Origin of the sequence: Burkholderia territorii, from assembly GCF_902833055.1 — a bacterium.
Lineage (GTDB): Bacteria > Pseudomonadota > Gammaproteobacteria > Burkholderiales > Burkholderiaceae > Burkholderia > Burkholderia territorii.
This window is the reverse complement of the sequence record NZ_CADFEJ010000005.1, coordinates 87,295-105,891: the sequence shown is the minus strand read 5'-3', so window position 1 is coordinate 105,891 and position 18,597 is coordinate 87,295. Positions and strand designations below refer to the sequence as shown.

Annotated in this window: 18 protein-coding genes; 11 read left to right on the top strand and 7 right to left on the bottom strand. The window is 70.0% G+C overall.

The annotated features are described in order from the left end of the window. Positions 1 to 31: 31 nt before the first annotated feature. Positions 32 to 388 (bottom strand): DUF3175 domain-containing protein, encoded by a 357-nt coding sequence (locus tag HW466_RS12520; RefSeq protein ID WP_059452344.1) that lies wholly within the window; start codon positions 386 to 388, stop codon positions 32 to 34. Between the two features lie 131 nt (positions 389 to 519). On the opposite strand from HW466_RS12520, the gene HW466_RS12515 reads away from it, so the two are divergent. The 5 genes from HW466_RS12515 (at position 520) to HW466_RS12495 (ending at position 3,128) form a co-directional block, all read left to right on the top strand. Then, positions 520 to 1,008, top strand: a complete 489-nt coding sequence (locus HW466_RS12515) for a hypothetical protein (protein ID WP_060347020.1) — start codon at positions 520 to 522, stop codon at positions 1,006 to 1,008. 89 nt (positions 1,009 to 1,097) lie between these two features. Beyond that, positions 1,098 to 1,463, top strand: a complete 366-nt coding sequence (locus HW466_RS12510; protein ID WP_059452505.1) for a DUF3022 domain-containing protein — start codon at positions 1,098 to 1,100, stop codon at positions 1,461 to 1,463. Between the two features lie 295 nt (positions 1,464 to 1,758). Continuing rightward, positions 1,759 to 2,307 (top strand): type 1 glutamine amidotransferase domain-containing protein, encoded by a 549-nt coding sequence (locus HW466_RS12505; protein WP_059452346.1) that lies wholly within the window; start codon positions 1,759 to 1,761, stop codon positions 2,305 to 2,307. A 3-nt stretch (positions 2,308 to 2,310) separates the two neighbouring features. After that, positions 2,311 to 2,652 (top strand): DUF1488 family protein, encoded by a 342-nt coding sequence (locus HW466_RS12500; protein WP_059542181.1) that lies wholly within the window; start codon positions 2,311 to 2,313, stop codon positions 2,650 to 2,652. Positions 2,653 to 2,903: 251 nt separating this feature from the next. Beyond that, complete coding sequence (locus HW466_RS12495; RefSeq protein ID WP_059505140.1) at positions 2,904 to 3,128, top strand: hypothetical protein; 225 nt, start codon at positions 2,904 to 2,906, stop codon at positions 3,126 to 3,128. Between the two features lie 41 nt (positions 3,129 to 3,169). Here HW466_RS12495 and HW466_RS12490 read toward each other — a convergent pair whose 3' ends face one another. After that, positions 3,170 to 4,420 (bottom strand): phosphatidylserine decarboxylase family protein, encoded by a 1,251-nt coding sequence (locus HW466_RS12490; protein ID WP_059542177.1) that lies wholly within the window; start codon positions 4,418 to 4,420, stop codon positions 3,170 to 3,172. Positions 4,421 to 4,538: 118 nt separating this feature from the next. Here HW466_RS12490 and HW466_RS12485 point away from each other — a divergent pair, with 118 nt between their 5' ends. Continuing rightward, positions 4,539 to 4,790, top strand: coding sequence for a hypothetical protein (locus HW466_RS12485; RefSeq protein WP_059979507.1), 252 nt, complete (start codon positions 4,539 to 4,541; stop codon positions 4,788 to 4,790). Positions 4,791 to 4,827: 37 nt separating this feature from the next. Here HW466_RS12485 and HW466_RS12480 read toward each other — a convergent pair whose 3' ends face one another. Next, positions 4,828 to 6,039, bottom strand: coding sequence for an MBL fold metallo-hydrolase (locus HW466_RS12480; protein WP_151006222.1), 1,212 nt, complete (start codon positions 6,037 to 6,039; stop codon positions 4,828 to 4,830). 164 nt (positions 6,040 to 6,203) lie between these two features. Here HW466_RS12480 and HW466_RS12475 point away from each other — a divergent pair, with 164 nt between their 5' ends. The 5 genes from HW466_RS12475 (at position 6,204) to arsN2 (ending at position 9,397) form a co-directional block, all read left to right on the top strand. Continuing rightward, complete coding sequence (locus HW466_RS12475; RefSeq protein WP_060347016.1) at positions 6,204 to 6,539, top strand: ArsR/SmtB family transcription factor; 336 nt, start codon at positions 6,204 to 6,206, stop codon at positions 6,537 to 6,539. Positions 6,540 to 6,554: 15 nt separating this feature from the next. Beyond that, the gene (locus HW466_RS12470) at positions 6,555 to 7,049 is read left to right on the top strand and encodes an arsenate reductase ArsC (RefSeq protein ID WP_059869049.1); all 495 of its coding nucleotides are present in this window, start codon (positions 6,555 to 6,557) and stop codon (positions 7,047 to 7,049) included. Between the two features lie 66 nt (positions 7,050 to 7,115). Further along, positions 7,116 to 8,210 carry an ACR3 family arsenite efflux transporter gene (gene arsB / locus HW466_RS12465; RefSeq protein ID WP_059979511.1) on the top strand — a complete coding sequence of 365 codons (1,095 nt, stop codon included), beginning with the start codon at positions 7,116 to 7,118 and terminating at the stop codon, positions 8,208 to 8,210. Beyond that, positions 8,207 to 8,929: an arsenical resistance protein ArsH gene (gene arsH, locus HW466_RS12460; protein ID WP_151006221.1), complete on the top strand. Its 723-nt coding sequence runs from the start codon at positions 8,207 to 8,209 to the stop codon at positions 8,927 to 8,929. The genes arsB and arsH overlap by 4 nt, the downstream gene beginning before the upstream one ends. 39 nt (positions 8,930 to 8,968) lie before the next feature. Next, the gene (gene arsN2, locus HW466_RS12455; RefSeq protein WP_060347015.1) at positions 8,969 to 9,397 is read left to right on the top strand and encodes an arsenic resistance N-acetyltransferase ArsN2; all 429 of its coding nucleotides are present in this window, start codon (positions 8,969 to 8,971) and stop codon (positions 9,395 to 9,397) included. A gap of 65 nt (positions 9,398 to 9,462) precedes the next feature. On the opposite strand, the gene treY is transcribed toward arsN2, so the two are convergent. The 4 genes from treY to glgX are packed head-to-tail and all read right to left on the bottom strand — an operon-like array spanning position 9,463 to position 18,565. Beyond that, a complete protein-coding gene (gene treY, locus HW466_RS12450) occupies positions 9,463 to 12,231 on the bottom strand; it encodes a malto-oligosyltrehalose synthase (protein WP_174905781.1) in 2,769 nt (922 codons plus the stop codon). After that, complete coding sequence (gene malQ, locus HW466_RS12445; protein ID WP_174905782.1) at positions 12,228 to 14,573, bottom strand: 4-alpha-glucanotransferase; 2,346 nt, start codon at positions 14,571 to 14,573, stop codon at positions 12,228 to 12,230. The genes treY and malQ overlap by 4 nt, the downstream gene beginning before the upstream one ends. After that, positions 14,570 to 16,441: a malto-oligosyltrehalose trehalohydrolase gene (treZ, locus tag HW466_RS12440; RefSeq protein ID WP_174905783.1), complete on the bottom strand. Its 1,872-nt coding sequence runs from the start codon at positions 16,439 to 16,441 to the stop codon at positions 14,570 to 14,572. Before treZ ends, malQ begins: the two co-directional genes overlap by 4 nt. A gap of 9 nt (positions 16,442 to 16,450) precedes the next feature. After that, positions 16,451 to 18,565 carry a glycogen debranching protein GlgX gene (gene glgX / locus HW466_RS12435; protein WP_151006162.1) on the bottom strand — a complete coding sequence of 705 codons (2,115 nt, stop codon included), beginning with the start codon at positions 18,563 to 18,565 and terminating at the stop codon, positions 16,451 to 16,453. Between the last annotated feature and the right edge of the window lie 32 nt (positions 18,566 to 18,597).

Genomic DNA, 18,597 nt, shown 5'->3' with positions numbered 1-18,597 from the left:
GAGTGAGTCGATACGGAGCGGGTGGACGGCGTCACGGCTTGCGGCCGAACGCCTCGCGCAGTTTTCGCTTCGCGCGTTCGAGCGTCGCGCGGCGCGTCTTCGGCAGGTTGCGGCCCGCGCGGTTCACGTAGAAGTTGAGCATCGACATGGCCGACTGGAACGGCGGTGCCTTGCGGCGGCGGCTGTGCTCGGCCGAGCGCTTGAGCGATGCCGCGATCTCGCCCGGGTCGTCGGACTTGAAGATCTCGGGTTCGATGTCGAGCGCATCGCTCTTTCGCATGACATCGGCGGACCAGCGCTTGCGGTGATGCGGATCGTTGCTGCGCGCGCGGCCGGGGCGGCGCGTCACGCGTTTGCCGTGCGGACGGGAGGCGGTAGCTGAAGGCATGACAGGGCTCCGTACGGGTCGATCGTGCTGCGCAGCAAGCGATGTGCCGCGCATCGCCGACGGCACGTGCCTTGCTGGACCATGGGCGCAGGAAATTCCACGACAGCCGTTCCATTGAGGGAGAACGTTCCATGAAGCCAGTATTCGAATCGAAATCTGCCGCGCGCCGAATTCTTGCGTGCGCGGCCGTCGCACTCGTCGCGGCCGCGCCGGCCGCATGGGCGCAGAATTCGCAGCGCTCCGACGAGGGCACCGGTGCGCCGATCCTGTCGCCGCCGGACACATCGGCACAGGGCACCGGCGGCGGTATGACGAATGGCAATACGGCAGCACCACCGCCCGCGACGCGCATGCAGGAGCCGCGCGCCACGCGTTCGCACGGGCGCCCGCATGTGCGGACCAAACCGGGCGGCCCGAGCGGCGCCGGGACCGGCGGCAGCGGCAGCACGGGCGGCGCCACCGGCGGCGGCAGCGCGGGGGGCAGCGCCGGCATGGGCGGCGTAGGCGCCGGCGAGGGCGGCACCGGCGCGGGTGCCGGTAACGGCCGCTCGTCGGGCGCGACAGGCTCCGGCGGCGGCGGCGCGGGCGGTACGGGCAGCGCGGGCTCGAGCGGCTATTGACGATCACGGTGTCGCGCCGGCGCGACCGGCGCGGCGCGATGGCGGGGGCCGGCCGCGGGGCCGGCACTGCCACCACGCGGGAGCACATCATGGACTCGAATCACCGAACCTCGTTCGACCCGGTCGAACTCGACACCGACGAGGTCGACACCGACGATCTCGATACGACGGTCCATCTCGACGTCGAGACCGGCAGGATCACGTTCCATGCGGCATGGGCGCTGGCGCCCGACGCGCGGCCCGAGACGCCGCGGCACTCGGTCGTGCTCGCGCTCGACTGCGACACGATGCAGCGCTACGCAGATCTCGACGACGGCGCGCGGATGCGCGTGCACGCAATGCTGCACGATGCCGTGCAGGCCACGCTCGACACGCTGCCCGACGTCACCGAGGACCTGACGCTGACGGTCGAGCTGACCGACGCGATGCTCGACGCGGCGCGCCATCTGCAGTGAGCATGCCGGGCCGACAGCGGCCCGCGCGCGGCCGTGGACGTGGCCGTGCATGATTGCGCCGGGTGGCCGCCGCCAGGCATTCCGGTTACATCTCCGTTGAAATCTTTGCAGATGCCCATGACGTCGGGCCGGCCGGCCTGTGCGTCGCGCGGCCGCTCGCGTGCGTGAGTGCCTTCGCGATTGCGGGTCATGCCCCATGGAGACGATGGCTGCGCGACGTCATCCCGCGCGGCACGCCGATTGCGGCGCGACCGGCACGGCACGACGGGTGCCGCAACATCACAGGGAGCGCTCCATGACCGGAAAGCTGGATCATTGCAAGGTGGCGATACTCGCCGTCGACGGCTTCGAGGAAGCCGAGCTCGTCGAACCGCAGCGCGCGCTCAAGGCCGAAGGCGCACAGGTGGACGTGATCTCGCAGAAGGGCGGCGAGATCCAGGGATTCAGGCACGTCGACAAGGGCGAGCGCGTAAAGGTGGACCGCACGTTCGACGATGCGCGCGAAGGCGACTACGACGCCGTCGTGCTGCCCGGAGGCGTCGTCAACGGCGATGCGATGCGGATGGTGACGGCCGCGCGCGAATTCGTGACGGCCGCGGTCGGCGCGGGCAAGCCGATCGGCGTGATCTGTCACGGCGGCTGGCTGCTCGTGTCGTCGGGGCTGGTGGAGGGCCGCACGATGACGAGCTGGCCGAGCCTGCAGGACGACATCCGCAACGCGGGCGGCAAATGGGTCGACCAGGAGGTCGTGCGCGACGGGAACCTGATCACGAGCCGCAAGCCCGACGACCTGCCCGCCTTCAACGGCGCGCTGGTGCAGTGTCTCGCGTCGCGAGGGGCGTGAGCGATGCCGGCCGATTCGATCCGTCACGTGACGTTGACCGATGCGCCGCCGGAATTCGACGGCGCGGCGCTGCAGATGCGCTTCGTCGTCGACGTCGACGGGAAGCCGCTTACGTGCGCGATCACAGTCGAGGCGCTCGAGGATCATTTCGGCGCGCGCTCGGCGCTCGAAGCCGACCTGCGCGACGCGTTCGAGCGCGGCCGTGCGCGCATCGAGGCCGCGTGCGAGGAAGTGCTCGCGGACGGCAAGGGCGGCGTGGAACTGCACAGCGGCTATTTCCGCGTGCGCGACACGGCGGCCGGCAAAACCGCGCGGGCCGGGCTGTTCCGTGCGAGGAAGTCGTGATCGGCCGGGCGGCGCGAGCGGGCCGGCGTCGCGCTCGCGTGCGTGCTTACACGCCGTTGAAAACTTTGCAGCGGCGCGTCGCGCGCTTGCGGTGACACATCGCGCCGCACGCCGCTCGCACGCGGCGCGGCCGCGTCCCGCCATCTGGCACGCTACCTGCATGCTTGTGTCGTCGCCGGCGCGCCTTTCGCGCCGCGCGTCGCCGCGATGCCGCCGCTGCATCGTGCGTAGCCGCCAACGGGGATACGAGCATGCTGACCGCCCATGAATTCGCCGCGCTGTTCCTGGTGCATCGCGCACCGGAACAGATCCAGACCGACCGCGACGACATCGTCGCGCTGCTCGAACGACAGTTGATCGTGATGCGCCGGGACGCGTCGGGCGCGAGCCGCCCGGCGCTGACCGACGACGGGTTGACCGTCGTCCGCTGCGTGCAGCGGCACGACGGCCACGACGCCGGCGGCCCCGACGCGTGACACGCGATGCATGATGCGCTCGCGCGCAGCCGCTGCGCGGCTCAGCGCGCGATCGCGACCGGCGTGTTGACCTGCACGACCGGTGCGTCGCCGTCGAACGGCGGCGCGCACAGGAAGCGATCGATCACGCCTGCTTCGAACAGCAGGCAGTAGGTCGAGCCGCCGTACTGGAAATAGCCGATCTCGTCGCCCTTGTCGACGCGCTGCCCCGGCACGACTTCGACGACGCACGACGAAACGTCGCCCATTCCGACGAACACCGCCGCGACGGTCCCGATCCCCGGGTCGTCGCAGTCGATCGCGACGATCGCGCGCGCGGCGACGGCCGTCATGTAGCCCTGCGAGTCGTTGAGGCCGGCCGGGTCCGGGCCTTCCGCTTCGGCGACCGAGTAGTACGTGCCGTCGACGCGATACGCATGCGTGACGGTGCCGCGCACCGGCGCGTGCCAGCGGTGATAGTTGTACGCGCTCAGATAGGCCTGGTACAAGTCGCCGCCGACGAACCGCTCGGCGAGCGGCAGCCGCGCGGGCGTGAAGATGTCGCGCAGCGAATACGGCTGGCCCTTGATCCAGAACGTGTCGCGGATCTTCACGTTCGATTCCGTGTGATACGGCGCGGCTTCGCACGCGCTGACGATCACGTGCGCATCGTCCGGTGCTGCGACCGGCCGGGCGCCCGCACGAAAGCGCCGCGTGAAGAAGTCGTTCCACGAGTCGAAGCCCCAGTGAGGCTGGTCCTCGCGATACTGGAACTGCGACAGGCCGAGGCGCTTGCGCGCTTCGTCGCAGAACCAGCCGTCCGGCGGCGACGTGTCGAGATGCGTGCGCGAATGCGGGCCGCCGAGAAAGTCGCACCACACGTTCAGCACCTGCTTCAGATGCGCGTTGACCGTCGGGTCGCGAAACACCGCGTGGCCCGACGGCATGCACATCGGCCAGTCGAGGAACGCGTTGAGCGGGCACACGATCAGGCTCGATTCGCTGAAGGGTGGCGTGTACGTCATCAGATGATCGATCACCGTCATCAGTTCGCCGATCGATGCGTAGCCCAGCGTGCGGCCTGCTTCGCGTGCCTCGCCGATCGCGCGGGTGAGGTTCATGCGCAGCACCGGATCGTCGTCGAACAGTTGCGCGAGCGCCTGCACGGCCGGCGTGCGCAGCCGTTCGCCGGCATGCGCGCGTGCCGCAGCGGCGATTGCCTCGCGATACGCGGCCATATGCGATTCCTCGCGGGCCATCCATTCGCCGAGACGACGGCGCGTGGCGGGCGCCGTGCTGGGAGCGGTCGTCATGGTCACCTCCGGCAATCGTTGCGATACGAACGGACGTAGCAACGCGCCTGCCCGCTGCGCGGCATCGAAATTGCTGCGCTCGGGCGACGGAATCCTTCGATGATTCGGGAGAGGACACATGAACGCAGCTTCGAATGTGCGACAGACGAACGATGCGGCGTCGACCGACGAGCGCCGCGGCGGCGAGCAGCGGACCGTGGCGCCGACCCGCACGCGGGCACGGGTGCGGGCGAGAACGGCGCGTGACGCAGGACGGCGGCCCGAACGCGGCAGCGGAAACGGGCCGGTGGCGCCGAGCGGCCGCCACGAGACCGGCGAGCCGCACTGGGAGGACGACGGCGGCGAGATGCCGCCGGAAGAGTGGTCGTGACGCGGGGGCGGGCACCGAACCGCCGGTGCCGGTTCGGTCACTGCGGATCGATCAGCTTCAACGTACCTGCCATGTGCAGGAACTGCCCGTCCTTCAGCGAGATGTTCGTGTTCACGGTGCCGCGCGCGAAATCCTCGACGTGCACGACGTTCGAACCCGTGGCCGGCTCATGCCAGTACACCATGTACACCTGCGGACGAATCTCGCGCGCGGTGTACTGCACCGTATCCGTCACGCCCTTGAACTGGCCGGCGGTGCCGACGAACGACATCGTCTTGTCGTCCTTGAAGCGCAGTTCGAATACGGTATCGCCGAATTGCACGCGCGCCGTCTTGCCTGCGGCCGGAAACGGGGCGGGCGCGGGCCACTGCATCTCGCCCTTCGCGACCTTCGCGCTCAACTCGAGCGACGACTTCTCGCCAAGCCCCGGATAGCGTGCGTCCATGGCGGCGATCAGGGCGGCCGAATCCGTCGCGCGCGCCGTCTCCTGGTCGAACGCCGTCAGATACGCGCGCGTGAATGCGACGCCGGTCGTGAACGGCAGGCTGCCATCCCGATTGGGCAGGTAGTGGCCGGGCACGACGCGCGCCGGCTTCAGCGCGTCGATCCGGTCGAGTGTCGCGAGCCAGTTCGCGTGCGACAGCGGCGTCTGCGTGTCGGCCATCCACACGTGGATGTTCGCGGCGACCGGGATGCCGCCCACCACGGTCCGCTCGGAAGGAATCCAGACGAACGTGCGATCGGGCGTCGGGCCGTCGAGCCCGACGATGCGCAGCGGTTGCCCGTCGACGCGCAACGTGTCGCCGGCGAGCGGCTGCGGCACGATCACCGAAGCCGGCGCATTGTCCTTGAGGATGGGGCCCCAGTATGCAAGCTTGCCGTCCTTGCTGGCCTCGATCGCGGCGACGGTCTGCGGCGTCGCGACGATCTTCGCGTCCGGGAATGCCGCGTGAATGGTGTCCAGTCCGAAGTAATAATCGGGATCGGCGTGGCTCACGTAGACCGCCTTGAGCGTCTTGCCGGTCGCCTTGATCCGGTTCACCAGTGCCTTGGCATCGTCGCGCTGGAATTGGGCGTCGATCAGGATGGCTTCGGTCTTGCCCGACACGATCTCGGACGAAACCGGGAAGATTGCCTTGGCACCGGGATTGTAGACATCGACGGTAAGCGGCCCGGCGATGCTCGCGGACGCGACGCCGAACATCGCGGCGGCGGCAAACATGGAAGAAATCAGACGACGAAGCGACATGACGAGACCCCTGGTGGAAGTTGAGTGCGCACAGATTAAATGAAACTAAGGTAGTTACAAATAGTTGATGTGTTGATCGTCTATTTCCTGTTGCGAACGAATCGACGGGCGCACGCCGCGAGCGTCCCGTTTCATCGTTTCCATATTTCGAGTAATATCGAAAAATGGAAACGAACCAGACCATCGCCGCGCTGTCGGCCCTCGCGCACGAATCTCGCCTCGCCGTATTCCGCGCGCTCGTGCAGGCCGGCCCGTCGGGCCTGCCCGCCGGGCAAATCGCGACGCTGCTCGACGTGCCGCCGTCGTCGCTGTCGTTTCATCTGAAGGAACTGGCCCACGCGCAGCTCGTCACGAGCCGCCAGGAAGGCCGCTTCGTGATCTATTGCGCGAACTTCGCGACGATGGACGGGCTGATCGGCTACCTCACCGAAAACTGCTGCGGCGGCAATCCGTGCGCGCCGGTCTCCGCCTGTTCGACCGCCTGCGCCGACCAAACGTAAGCAAAGCACCCGCCGATGACCACCAACGTCCTGATCCTCTGCACCCACAACTCCGCGCGCAGCGTGCTCGCGGAGGGCATGCTCAATCACTGGGCCGCGAAACTCGGCCGCGACGTGCGCGCGTACAGCGCCGGCAGCGCGCCGAGCGGCCGGCTCAATCCGTTCGCGCTCGATGCGCTCACGCGCGCGGGCGTCGACGTCACCGGATACCGCAGCAAGAGCTGGGACGAGTTCGTCGGCGACGGCGCGCCGCGCATGCGCATCGTCATCACGGTATGCGACAGCGCGGCCGCCGAGGCGTGCCCGTACTGGCCCGGCAGCCCGGTGAACGTGCATTGGGGCTACGCCGATCCGTCGAACGCCGAAGGCGGCGACGCCGGCAAGCGCCTCGCGTTCGAGCTGACGCGCGAGGCGATCGGCTACCGGATGCTGCAACTGCTGGCGTTGCCGCTCGAGCGCTTGAACGACGCCGAACTGCAGGCCGCGTTGATCGCCATCTCGCGAAACTGAGCGTCCGCGCCGGCGCACGGCGCGAACCGTGCGCCGCTTGCGCTTTTTCGGTATCGAACCTGTCCGATGAATACGTCCAACACCGTCCCGCCTTGCGACGCCGCTGCGAAGCCGGCGATCAATTTCTTCGAACGCTACCTGACGGTCTGGGTCGCGCTGTGCATCGTCGCCGGCATCGCGCTCGGCCAGGTGCTGCCCGACGTGTTCCAGCGGATCGGCCGCATCGAGTACGCGCAGGTGAACCTGCCGGTCGGCGTGCTGATCTGGGTGATGATCATCCCGATGCTGGTGAAGGTCGACTTCGGCGCGTTGCACGAAGTGCGGCAGCATGTGAAGGGGATCGGCGTCACGCTCGTCGTGAACTGGCTCGTCAAGCCGTTCTCGATGGCCTTTCTCGGCTGGTTGTTCATCCGCCAGCTGTTCGCGCCGATGCTGCCGGCCGACCAGCTCGACAGCTACGTCGCCGGCCTGATCCTGCTGGCCGCCGCGCCGTGCACGGCGATGGTGTTCGTATGGAGCCGGCTCACGGGCGGCGATCCGCTGTTCACGCTGTCGCAAGTCGCGCTGAACGACAGCATCATGGTGATCGCATTCGCGCCGCTGGTCGGGCTGCTGCTCGGGATGTCCGCGATCACCGTGCCGTGGGCGACGCTGCTCACGTCGGTGCTGCTCTACATCGTCATTCCGGTGATCCTCGCGCAGTTCTGGCGCAAGCGGCTGCTGCGCGGCGGGCAGGCGGCGTTCGATGCCGCGATGGCGAGGATCGGCCCGTGGTCGATCGCCGCGCTGCTCGCGACGCTGGTGCTGCTGTTCGCGTTCCAGGGCGCGGCGATCCTGAAGCAGCCGCTGGTGATCGCGCTGCTCGCGGTGCCGATCCTGATCCAGGTGTTCTTCAACGCGGCGCTCGCATACTGGCTCAACCGCGCGGTGGGCGAGAAGCACGACGTCGCGTGCCCGTCCGCGCTGATCGGCGCATCCAATTTCTTCGAGCTTGCCGTCGCGGCCGCGATCAGCCTGTTCGGTTTTCACTCCGGCGCGGCGCTCGCGACCGTCGTCGGCGTGCTGATCGAGGTGCCGGTCATGCTGCTGGTGGTGCGCATCGTGAACCGGTCGAAGGGCTGGTACGAGCGCGCTCGAGCCAACCCCGGAATCCATTCATGACCGACCGATTGTCCGACCTGCCGCAACTCGCGCCCGAACTCTTCCGCGTGCCGGACGCGAGCCGCTTGCGGCCGGCATCGCCTTCCACTCACGCGCCGCGTTTTCTGCTGCTGTACGGTTCGCTGCGCGAGCGCTCGTTCAGCCGCCTGCTGGTGGAGGAGGCCGCGCGCCTGCTCACGGCGATGGGGGCCGAGGTGCGCGTGTTCAATCCGAGCGGGCTGCCGTTGCCCGACGATGCGCCGGAAGGCCATCCGAAGGTCGTCGAGCTGCGCGAATTGGTGCTGTGGTCGGAAGGCATGGTGTGGTGCTCGCCGGAACGACACGGCGCGATGACCGGCATCATGAAGTCGCAGATCGACTGGATTCCGCTGTCGGCCGGCGCCGTGCGGCCGACGCAGGGCAAGACGCTCGCGGTGATGCAGGTCAGCGGCGGCTCGCAGTCGTTCAACGCGGTGAACCAGCTGCGCGTGCTCGGGCGCTGGATGCGCATGCTGACGATCCCGAACCAGTCGTCGGTGGCCAAGGCGTTCATGGAATTCGACGAAGCAGGGCGGATGAAGCCGTCGGCCTATTTCGATCGCGTCGTCGACGTGATGGAGGAGCTGGTGAAGTTCACGCTGCTGACGCGCGACGTTGGTCCGTATCTGGTCGACCGGTACAGCGAGCGCAAGGAGAGCGCGGAGGAATTGTCGAAGCGGGTGAATCAGCGGGCGATCTGAACCGTACGCGTATCGCTCGTCCAATCGGGAGTCGATGTCATGCAACTTCGCCCTGCCGCGTCATCCGACCTGGCCGCGATCGACGCATTGCTTCGCGCGTCGAACCTGCCTGTCGAGGGTGTCGCCGAGTCTCTGGAGCACTTCGTCGTGCAGGCCGATCCGCACGGCTTGAGCGGATGCGGCGGTCTCGAATACCACGGGGACTTCGCGTTGCTCCGGTCGATTGCCGTCGCACCGGCCGCGCGAGGTCACGGCGTCGGCCGCGCGATCGTTGCGCGGCTGATCGCGACTTGCCGCGCGCGGCAAGTCCATTCGATCGGCTTGCTGACGACGACCGCGGAGGATTATTTCGCCGGTTTCGGATTCGTGCGCGTCGCCCGCGACGATGTACCGCGCCCACTGCTGGCGTCCAGCCAGTTTCAACGCGTATGTCCGGACACGGCCACCGCAATGTTGCTTGCATGTTGAGCGGACAGGCCGGAACGCGATGAGAAGGGTACCTCGGCGCGCTGGCCGCGTTCGCGTCTAACCGGTCACGGGCCCTTCGTATCGGCGGACACCAGCACCGCGACCGGCAACGCGGCCAGACAACGATCGAGCCGAATCACGCCGTCCGGCGCCGCGAGTTCGCTTCCGTCGCCGAGGCAGTCGATCCACCGCTCGCCGGCGCCGCGCGGCACGATCACGGCCGTATCGCCCCATTCCCGCGGTTCCACGCGCGGCAGCTCGGGCGCTTCGCCGAGCAGCCGGCATGCGAGCCGCGTCACCACGACCACGACCGTCGCCGTTTCGTCGCGGCGCGCGAACGCCACGGCATGCCGCCCGAGTTTTCCGCGCACGCGCAGCGGCAGGTACGCGCCATCCGCGAACGTCGCCGGCCAGCATGCGCGCGCCGCGAGCATCCGCTCGACGAGCGCGCGCTTCACGCGCGCATCGGGCCAGTCGCGCAGGTACGCGGCAACCGGCTCGTCGACCCGCTCGGCCGCCAGTTCCGCGAACGGCACGTCGCGCCGGTTGTCCGGATCGACGAGCGAGTGATCCCATGACTCGGTACCTTGATACAGGTCCGGCACGCCCGGCGACGCCATCCGCAACGCCGCCTGCGCGAGACCGTTGACGACGCCGGCCGGCGCGATCCGCGCGACGAACGCATGCAGTCGATGCACGAAATCGCCCGTGCCGTGCGGCGTCAGGATCGCGCGGACGAACGCCTCGCACGCGCGCTCGTAGTCCGCGTTCGGCGCGAGCCAGTCCGTATGGCGTTTCGCCTCGCGCAGCGCCTTGGTCTGCCAGCGCACCACACGCTCGGCGAGCGCCGCGAGTCCGGCCGCATCGTCCGGCGCGAGCCCCGGCGGCCAGCAGCCGACCAGCGTCTGGTACAGCATCGCCTCCGCGCAAGGCCCCGGCGTCCACGCGAGATCGCGCTGCGCGCCGCCGCGCCGGGGCTGGTTCAACGCCGACCAGTCGAGCGACACCGCGCGCCAGAGGTCCGGCACTTCGCTCAGCACCGCGAGCCGCGCGCGCGCATCCTCGCCGCGCTTGTGATCGTGCGTCGCGGTTGCGATGAGCGTGTGCGGAACGGTGCGCGCGCGCCGCCGGTTGCGTGCATGGAACGCGCCGCGCGACAGGCTGAAATCGCCTGCATCGGCGCCGACCTCGTTGCGCGACAGCAGCCGTCCGTAGCGATAGTTGGCCGTGTCCTCGACGCCTTTTGCGGCAAGCGGCGCGGTGAGCTGCGCGAACGCGACGCGCGCCGCGTGCAGCGCCGCGACATCGGCGCGCGGCACGCGCGTGCCGGGCAGCCCGAGCCAGCCGGCGACGCGATCGAGCGCGTAGCGGTCGGACGGATCGATCGCCGCGCACGCCGCGTCGTACGCACGCGTCAGCACGCGACGATCGGCGCCGGCCGGCTCGTCGCCCGGTGTCGGGTACAGCCGGTACACGGGCAGATGCACGGCGAGCTCGCCCAGCACCCGATGGATCGCAATCCGGCTGATGTCGCGCGTCGCGGGCGCGGCGCGCGCGATGCGGTGCAGCGCCCGTGCGACGCGTTCGTGCTCGCCGGCAAGCTGCCGCATCAGCACGCGCCGCTTGCCGGCCACCGCTTCCTCGGCGAACGAGCGCGCCGACCCGGACACGGCTGCCCAGTGCGCGGCAAGCGGCGCGGCGCCGGCCGGGTCGTGCAGCAGCGCGGCGACGTCGTTCATGAAGTCGTAGCCCGTCGTGCCGTCGACGCGCCAGTCCTCGCGCAGCGTCTCGCCCGGCGCCAGGATCTTCTCGACGACGACGTACGGCCGCTCGTCGCGCTGCGCGGCGAGCCGCGCATGCAGGCGCCGGCAATACGCGCGCGGGTCGGCGAGGCCGTCGACGTGATCGACGCGCAGCCCGTCGATCAAGCCCGCCGCATGAAGTTCCAATGGCAGCGCGTGCACCGCGTCGAATACCGCTTCGTCCTCGACGCGCACGGCCGCGAGCGTCGCGATGTCGAAGAAACGCCGCCAGTTCAGTTCGTCGGCGGCCGTGCGCCACCATGCAAGCCGGTAGTGCTGGCGCTCCAGCAGCCGGTGAAGGCAGGCGCGCGAACGCGCGCGGCGCGGATCGGCGCCACGCAAAATCGCGTCGAACGCATGAGGGCCCTGCGCTGCGGCGTAGTCGCGCAACGCGTTGCGCGCGTCCGCGACACGTGCGCTGCCGCGCCCCGACGCGGCGTCGAAGCGTTCGGCGAGCGCGTTCAGGTCGGCGCGATTCGCGATGCGCAGGATGTCCGCATGAGTCGCGACGGCGACCGGCAATCTCCTGCCCGGGCATGCGATGAAGAAGCGCCCGGTCGACGGATCGGCGCCGAGCGTGATGTCGCCGGCCGCGAGCGCGTCGCCGTACGGCGCGCCGAGGCACGGCAGCAGCACCTTGCCGGCGAGCGCCGGGTCGGGCGGTTGCCAGTCGATGTCGAAGTAGCGTGCGTACGGGCTCGCCGGCCCCCATTCGAGCACGTCGTTCCACCAGTCGTTCGACGCGCCGCCGACGCCCATGTGGTTCGGCACGATATCGACGATCACGCCGAGGCCGCGCGCACGCAGCGCATCGACGAGACGGCGAAAACCGGCTTCGCCGCCGAGTTCGGTGCTGATCGCGCGATGGTCGACGGTGTCGTAGCCGTGCGTCGAGCCGGGCTCGGCCGTCGTGACCGGCGACAGGTACAGATGGCTCACGCCGAGCCGCGCGAAATAGTCCGCATGCGCGGCCGCGTCGTCGAACGTGAAGCCGGCGTGCAGTTGCAGTCGCAGCGTCGCGCGCGGCGTCATTCGTGATCCTCCGGGGCGTGGCGTGCGCGCTCGATTTCCGCGATGCGCGTGCGCACGTCTGCATCGAACAGCGCGTCGACCGCGCGCGGCAGCCGGCGCCGCCAGTTCGGATGGCCGCATGGCGGGCCCGGCAGGTTCGGCTGTTCCGCGAGTGCGAGCAGATCCTCGAGCGGCACGATCGTGAGCGGCGACGGGCTGCGCGCAACGTACGCGAGAACGGCGCCGACGGGCGGCGCATCGGCGGGCGGGACCGGATCGCCCGCCGGTGCGCAGCCCGCGCGCTGCAACGCGCGCCAGAGCATCGCGCGTTCAGTGGCGCGTTCGGTCCGGGCGGCCGTGACGTCGGGAGCGGGCGTTTTCTGCGCGGAGCGCGGGTCGTGGCCGTGATCCGCGGCCGGTGCATCGTCACGCATGACCGGATCGTTCCGTTCGTCGTGATTCGAGCCGTGTGCGGCGGCGGCGCGGCCGATGTCGTCGCCGGCATCGCGGGCTCGCGCGGCAGGCCGCGGCGGGTGGCTTCGATCGACTGCGCGCGTGGGCTCGCGCGCATCGGCATCGGCATCCACATCCACATCCACATCCACATCCACATCCACATCCACATCCACATCCACATCCGCGCCGGCTCCGGCCGCTGCCCGCCGCCAATCGAGATCGACACCGCGCCACCAGCCTGCAACCGTCGGCAGATCATGCGTCGACGTCATCGCGATCGCGTCGCGATCCCACGCCGACGGTGGCCGAAACGCGCGATCGGCTTCACGTTCGAACCACAGCACGCGCATGCCCGCGATACCCTGCGCGCCGAGCCGCTCGCGAAAACCCGCCGGCACCGTGCCGAGATCCTCGCCGATCGCGACCGCGCGATGCCGTGCGGCCTCCAGCGCGACCAGCCGCACGAGATCGTCGAGCGGATAGCGCAGGTACGCGCCGTCGCGCGGCGACCGGCCTTCCGGCACGATCCACATGCGCGCGAACCCGAGCACGTGATCGATGCGGATTCCGCCCGCATGCGCGAAGGCCGCGCGCAACAGCTCGATGAACGGCGCGAAGCCGTTCGCGCGCAGCGCGGCGGGCGTCCACGTCGTGACGCCCCATGCCTGGCCGTCGGCGTTGAACAGGTCGGGCGGCGCGCCGACCGACACGCCGCGCAGCAACGTCGTGCCGTTCGCCCACGCATCGCTGCCCGCGCGATCGGAGCCCACCGCGAGATCGGCGATCAGTCCGACCGCCATCCCCGCATCGCGCGCCGCGCGCTGTGCGTGGCCGAGCGCGTCCGACGCACACCATTGCAGGAACGTATGGAACGCGATCGACTCGGCATGCGCATGAGCGAACGCGTCGACCTCGGGCGACGCCGGCATCCGCCATTGCGCGGGCCATTGCCGCCAGTCCGCGCCGATCCCGTGTTCGATGCAGAACGCCTGCAACGCGTCGAAGCGCGCATGCGCGTCGAGTGCCGCACCGCCCGCCGCGCGGAATCGCTCGAACGCGTCACGCGACGGCTCCCCGTTCGCGCGCCACGCATCGAAGCACGCGCGCAACCGGCGCAGTTTCAGCGGCAGTGCGTGCGGCCAGTCGATCAGCGACGCGTCGCCCGCGTCACGCATGCCTGACGCCGCACCGTGCGTTCGCCGCACGATATCGGCCCCCGGCACCGCGTCGCAGTCGAGATACGCGATGTTGTGCCAGCGCCGCGACGACGGCGAATACGGGCTGTCGTGTTCGGGCAGCGCCGGATACCCGGCATGCGTCGGACTGATCGCGACCGCCTGCGCGCCGTGCCGCGCCGCGCGCGTGGCGAGGTCGGCGAGCGCCGTATAGTCGCCCGCGCCGTCATCGCCCGGGCGGCGCAGGCTGTAAATCTGGGCCGCGATGCCCCAGTGGCGCCGTGCGTCGTCGCTGCCGTCGAACGGCCGCGCACGCGGCGGCGCGATCGCAAGCCCGATCCGCTGCTCGCCGATATCGAGCGCGTGATGGCCCGGCACCGAGAGCGGCGGCAACGTGCCGTGCTCGCCCGAGCCGGTCACGCGCCCGTCGACGTGGCCGCCCGTCTCGAGCGTGATCCGGAAGCGCGTGCCAGGCGGTGCGACACCGCGCGGCAGCGTGAGCGGCACGCCCGCGTCGCCGGTCACGACACGCGGCGGCGCGTCGTGCGCGTCGACCAGCGCGGCCGCGCTGTCGACCCGCTCGATCGGCGTGCCGCACGGCCAGCCGAGCGCGTCGACGAGTGCGAACAGCGCGTCGTCGTCCACGCGCCGGGCGACGCCGCCGGCATCGATCCAGTCGGGCTCCAGCCCGGCCGCACGCGCGAGTGCGGCGATGGAGACGTCGGTCGTCATGGCCGCGCATGCCCGTTCGCGCGATGGCTCAGCGCATCGTGGTTGACCGCGCCGTCGCGCCACGCGATGCAGGTCCGCGCGGGCAGCCGACCGTCGGCCAGCCGGTCGCGGGCGCGCGGCGGCGTCTCGAACACGATCTTGCCGACCGGCAGCGCGGGCAGCATCGCATCGTGCGAGCCGGGATTGAACGCGATCGTCAGCGTGCTGCCGTCGCCGAGCCGCCAGCGTGCGACGAGCGCGTCCGGGGCGTCGTCGCCGTTGCCGGCCAGCAGCTCGACGCCGAGTGCGCGGGCACCCGGCAGATGCGGCGTCACGAGCGCCGCGCGCACGGTCAGCGCGCTGCGATAGAAGCGCCGCCACGAGTCGGCGTCGGGCCACGCGTCCTCGCCCGCATGGCCGGGCGACGAGCGCACGAAGGTGCCGACGTCGTTCGGATCGGGAATCGCGTCGCGATGGGCCGGGTCGGCGAACGCGGGAAACGCGGCGAATTCGCGGCGCCGGCCTTCGCGCACGGCGTCGGCGAGTTCGCCGCGATAGTCCGTGAAGAACTGGAACGGCTGCGTGCTGCCGTCTTCCTCGCCCATGAACAGCAGCGGTATCTGCGGCGCGAGCAGCATCAGCGCGGTGGCCGCGCGCAGCGCATCGTCGTTCGCGAGCGCGCGCAGCCGTTCGCCGAACGCGCGGTTGCCGATCTGGTCGTGGTTCTGCAGGAACGTGACGAACGCCGTCGGCGGCAGGTGCGCGCTCGGCTCGCCGCGCGGCGCACCGTCGTGCAGCGGCGACGGCTCGCCCTGGTACGCGAATCCTTCGCCCAGGGTGCGCGCCAGGTGGCGCAGCGGCGCATCGGCGTACGCGCGATAGTAGCCGTCGCGCTCGCCGGTCAGCAGCACGTGCGCGCTGTTGTGAAAATCGTCGTTCCACTGCGCGTCGAAGCCGCCGGGCTCGAGCAGGCTCGCCGCGTTGCGTTCGTTCTCGAGCACCAGGTGCACGTGGCGCGCTTCGCCCGCATACGCATGCACGCGTCGCGCAAGTTCGCGCAGCCATGCATCGTCGTCGATCGCATGCGCGGCGTCGATGCGCAGGCCGTCGAAACGGAATTCGTCGAGCCAGTACAGCGCGTTGTCGAGGAAGAACGCACTCGTCTGCGCGCGCGAGAAGTCGATCGCGGGTCCCCATGCGGTCTGCCGGTCGGCGCGGAAGAATTCCGGCGCATAGCGCGGCAGCAGGTTGCCTTCGGGGCCGAAATGGTTGTACACGACGTCGACGAACATCTGGAGACCGAGCCCGTGCGCGGCGTCGACGAGCGCCTTCAGTTCCTCGGGGCGTCCGTACGACGCGTCGGGCGCGAACGGCAGCACGCCGTCGTAGCCCCAGTTGCGCGTACCGGGGAATGCGTTGACGGGCATCAGTTCGACCGCGGTCACACCGAGCGCGGCGATCTCCGGCAGGCGCCGCTGGACGTTCGCATAGCCGCCGCACGCGCCGACGTGCAGTTCGTACAGCACCGTCTCGTGCCACGGCCGGCCGCGCCACGCGTCGTTGCGCCAGCGGTACGCGGCCGGATCGACGACCTGGCTCGGGCCGTGCACGCCGTCGGGCTGAAAGCGCGACGCGGGATCGGGCACGGCAAGACCGTCGTCGAGCAGGAAGCGGTACAGCGTGCCGGGGCCGTATGGCGCGACGACCTCGAACCATCCGTCGCCGGCGGCCGGCATCGCGATGCGCTGCTCGCCGTGCAGTTCGACCGCGGCCGTGCGGCTCGCGGGCGCCCACAGGCGAAAGCGCGTGTGCGACGCGTCGATACAGGTCGCGCCGAATGTCGGCACGAACGCCGGTGTGCCGGAAGAATGAGCGGTGCGTGACGTCATGGTGGCTCCTCACGAGGGCTGGTCGGGCGGCACGGCCGCGACCGCGATCACGGCGGCGTGCGCGGCGACGTCGAGGCCGGCCTCCGGCCATGAACGCGGGCCGGCGTCGGGTGTCGCGGTGTCGAGCAGCACGCGGTAGTCGAGCATCGGCGCGGGCGGCCTGAACGTGATGGCCTCGGTCGACGCGTTCAGCATCACGAGCAACGCCTCGGTGCGCCCGGTGCGGCCCGTGCCGACACGGCGCATCGTCAGCGCGCGGCGCTCGCCGTCCTCCCACGCCGGCACGCTGAGCGCGTCGCCGTGTTCGTCGAACCAGTCGATCTCGTGCATGCCGGGCGCGCCGTCGCGGTCGCCCGACGGATATTGCGGCGCGGACATCACCGGATACATGCGCCGCATCGCGGCGAGCCGCGACACGAAGCGCATCATCTGCACGCCTTCGTCGCTGTGCGCAAGCTCCCAGTCGAGCCACGACAGTTCGTTGTCCTGGCAATACGCGTTGTTGTTGCCGTGCTGCGTGCGGCCGAATTCGTCGCCGGCGACGATCATCGGCGTGCCGAGCGCGGTAAACAACGTCGCGAGCATCGAGCGCGCGACCCGCGCGCGCAGGTCGCGGATCGACGCGTCGTCGGTGGCGCCTTCGACGCCCCAGTTCGCGCTGCAGTTGTCGTCGCGGCCGTCGCGGTTGTCCTCGCCGTTCGCGTCGTTGTGCTTGTGCGCATACGACACGACATCGGCGAGCGTGAAGCCGTCGTGCGCGGTGATGAAGTTCACCGACGCCCACGTGCGGCGCCGTTGATGGTTGAACAGGTCAGCGGAGCCCGCGAGGCGCGCGGCGAGCTCCGGGCGCTGCCCCGCATCGCCGCGCCAGAAGCGCCGCACCGTGTCGCGAAAGCGGTCGTTCCATTCGGCGAAGCCGGGCGGGTGGCGGCCGAGCTGATAGCCGCCGGGCCCGAGATCCCACGGCTCGGTGATCAGCTTGCGCTGCGCGAGCACCGGGTCCTGCCGCAGCGCGTCGAAAAACCCGGCGCCCGGTTCGAAGCCATGATCCTCGCGGCCCAGCGTCACGCCGAGATCGAAACGGAAGCCGTCGATATTGAACGCGGTGGCCCAGTAGCGCAGCGAGTCCATCACCATCTGCACGACGCGCGGATGCGACATGTTCAGCGTGTTGCCGCAGCCGGTCTCGTCGACGTGATAACGCGGGTCGTCGGGCCGCAGCCGGTAGTAGCTCGCGTTGTCGAGGCCGCGCCACGACAGCGTCGGGCCGAGCTCGTTGCCTTCGCACGTGTGGTTGTAGACGACGTCGAGCACGACCTCGATGCCGGCCGCGTGCAGCTGCCGGATCGCGATGCGCATTTCGTCGAGCCGTCGCGTCGACAGATACGACGGCTCGGGCGCGAAGAATGCGGCCGTGTCGTAGCCCCAGTAGTTGCGCAGCCCGCGATTCACGAGCGCGCGCTGTTGCAGGAACGCGTGCACGGGCAGCAGCTCGATGGTCGTCACGCCGATCGACAGCAGGTGATCGATGAACGCTGGATGCGCGAGCGACGCGAAAGTGCCGCGCTCCGGCGCGCGCAGCCCGGGGCGGCGCATCGACGCGCCGCGCACATGGGTCTCGTAGATCACGGTGCTGCGCCACGGGACGTCCGGGCGCCGGTCGGTGCGCCAGTCGAATGCCTCGTCGACGACCACGGCCTTCGGCATCGCGGGCGCCGAGTCGCGGCGGTCCATCGACAGGTCCGCGCGGTTCGAGTGCACGCGATAGCCGAACAGCGCGTCCGACCAGCGGAAATGACCGACCAGCTTGCGCGCGTACGGATCGAGCAGCAGCTTGGTCGGATTGAAGCGGTGGCCGTGCTGCGGCTGGTACGGTCCGTCCGCGCGAAAGCCGTACACGGTGCCCGGATGCGCGTTCGGCAGGTAGCCGTGCCACACCTCGTCGGTGCATTCGGGCAGGTCGAGCCGCGCAAGTTCCTTGCGTCCGGTCGGGTCGAACACGCACAGCTGGATGCGGTGCGCATGCGCGGAAAACACCGCGAAGTTGGTGCCGAGACCGTCCCAGGTCGCGCCGAGTGGATAGGGGCGGCCGGGATCGAGTCGGGGTGGCAGGGCGGTCGGCATGGGGAGGGTCTCCGTGTCGAGGGCGCCGGGTG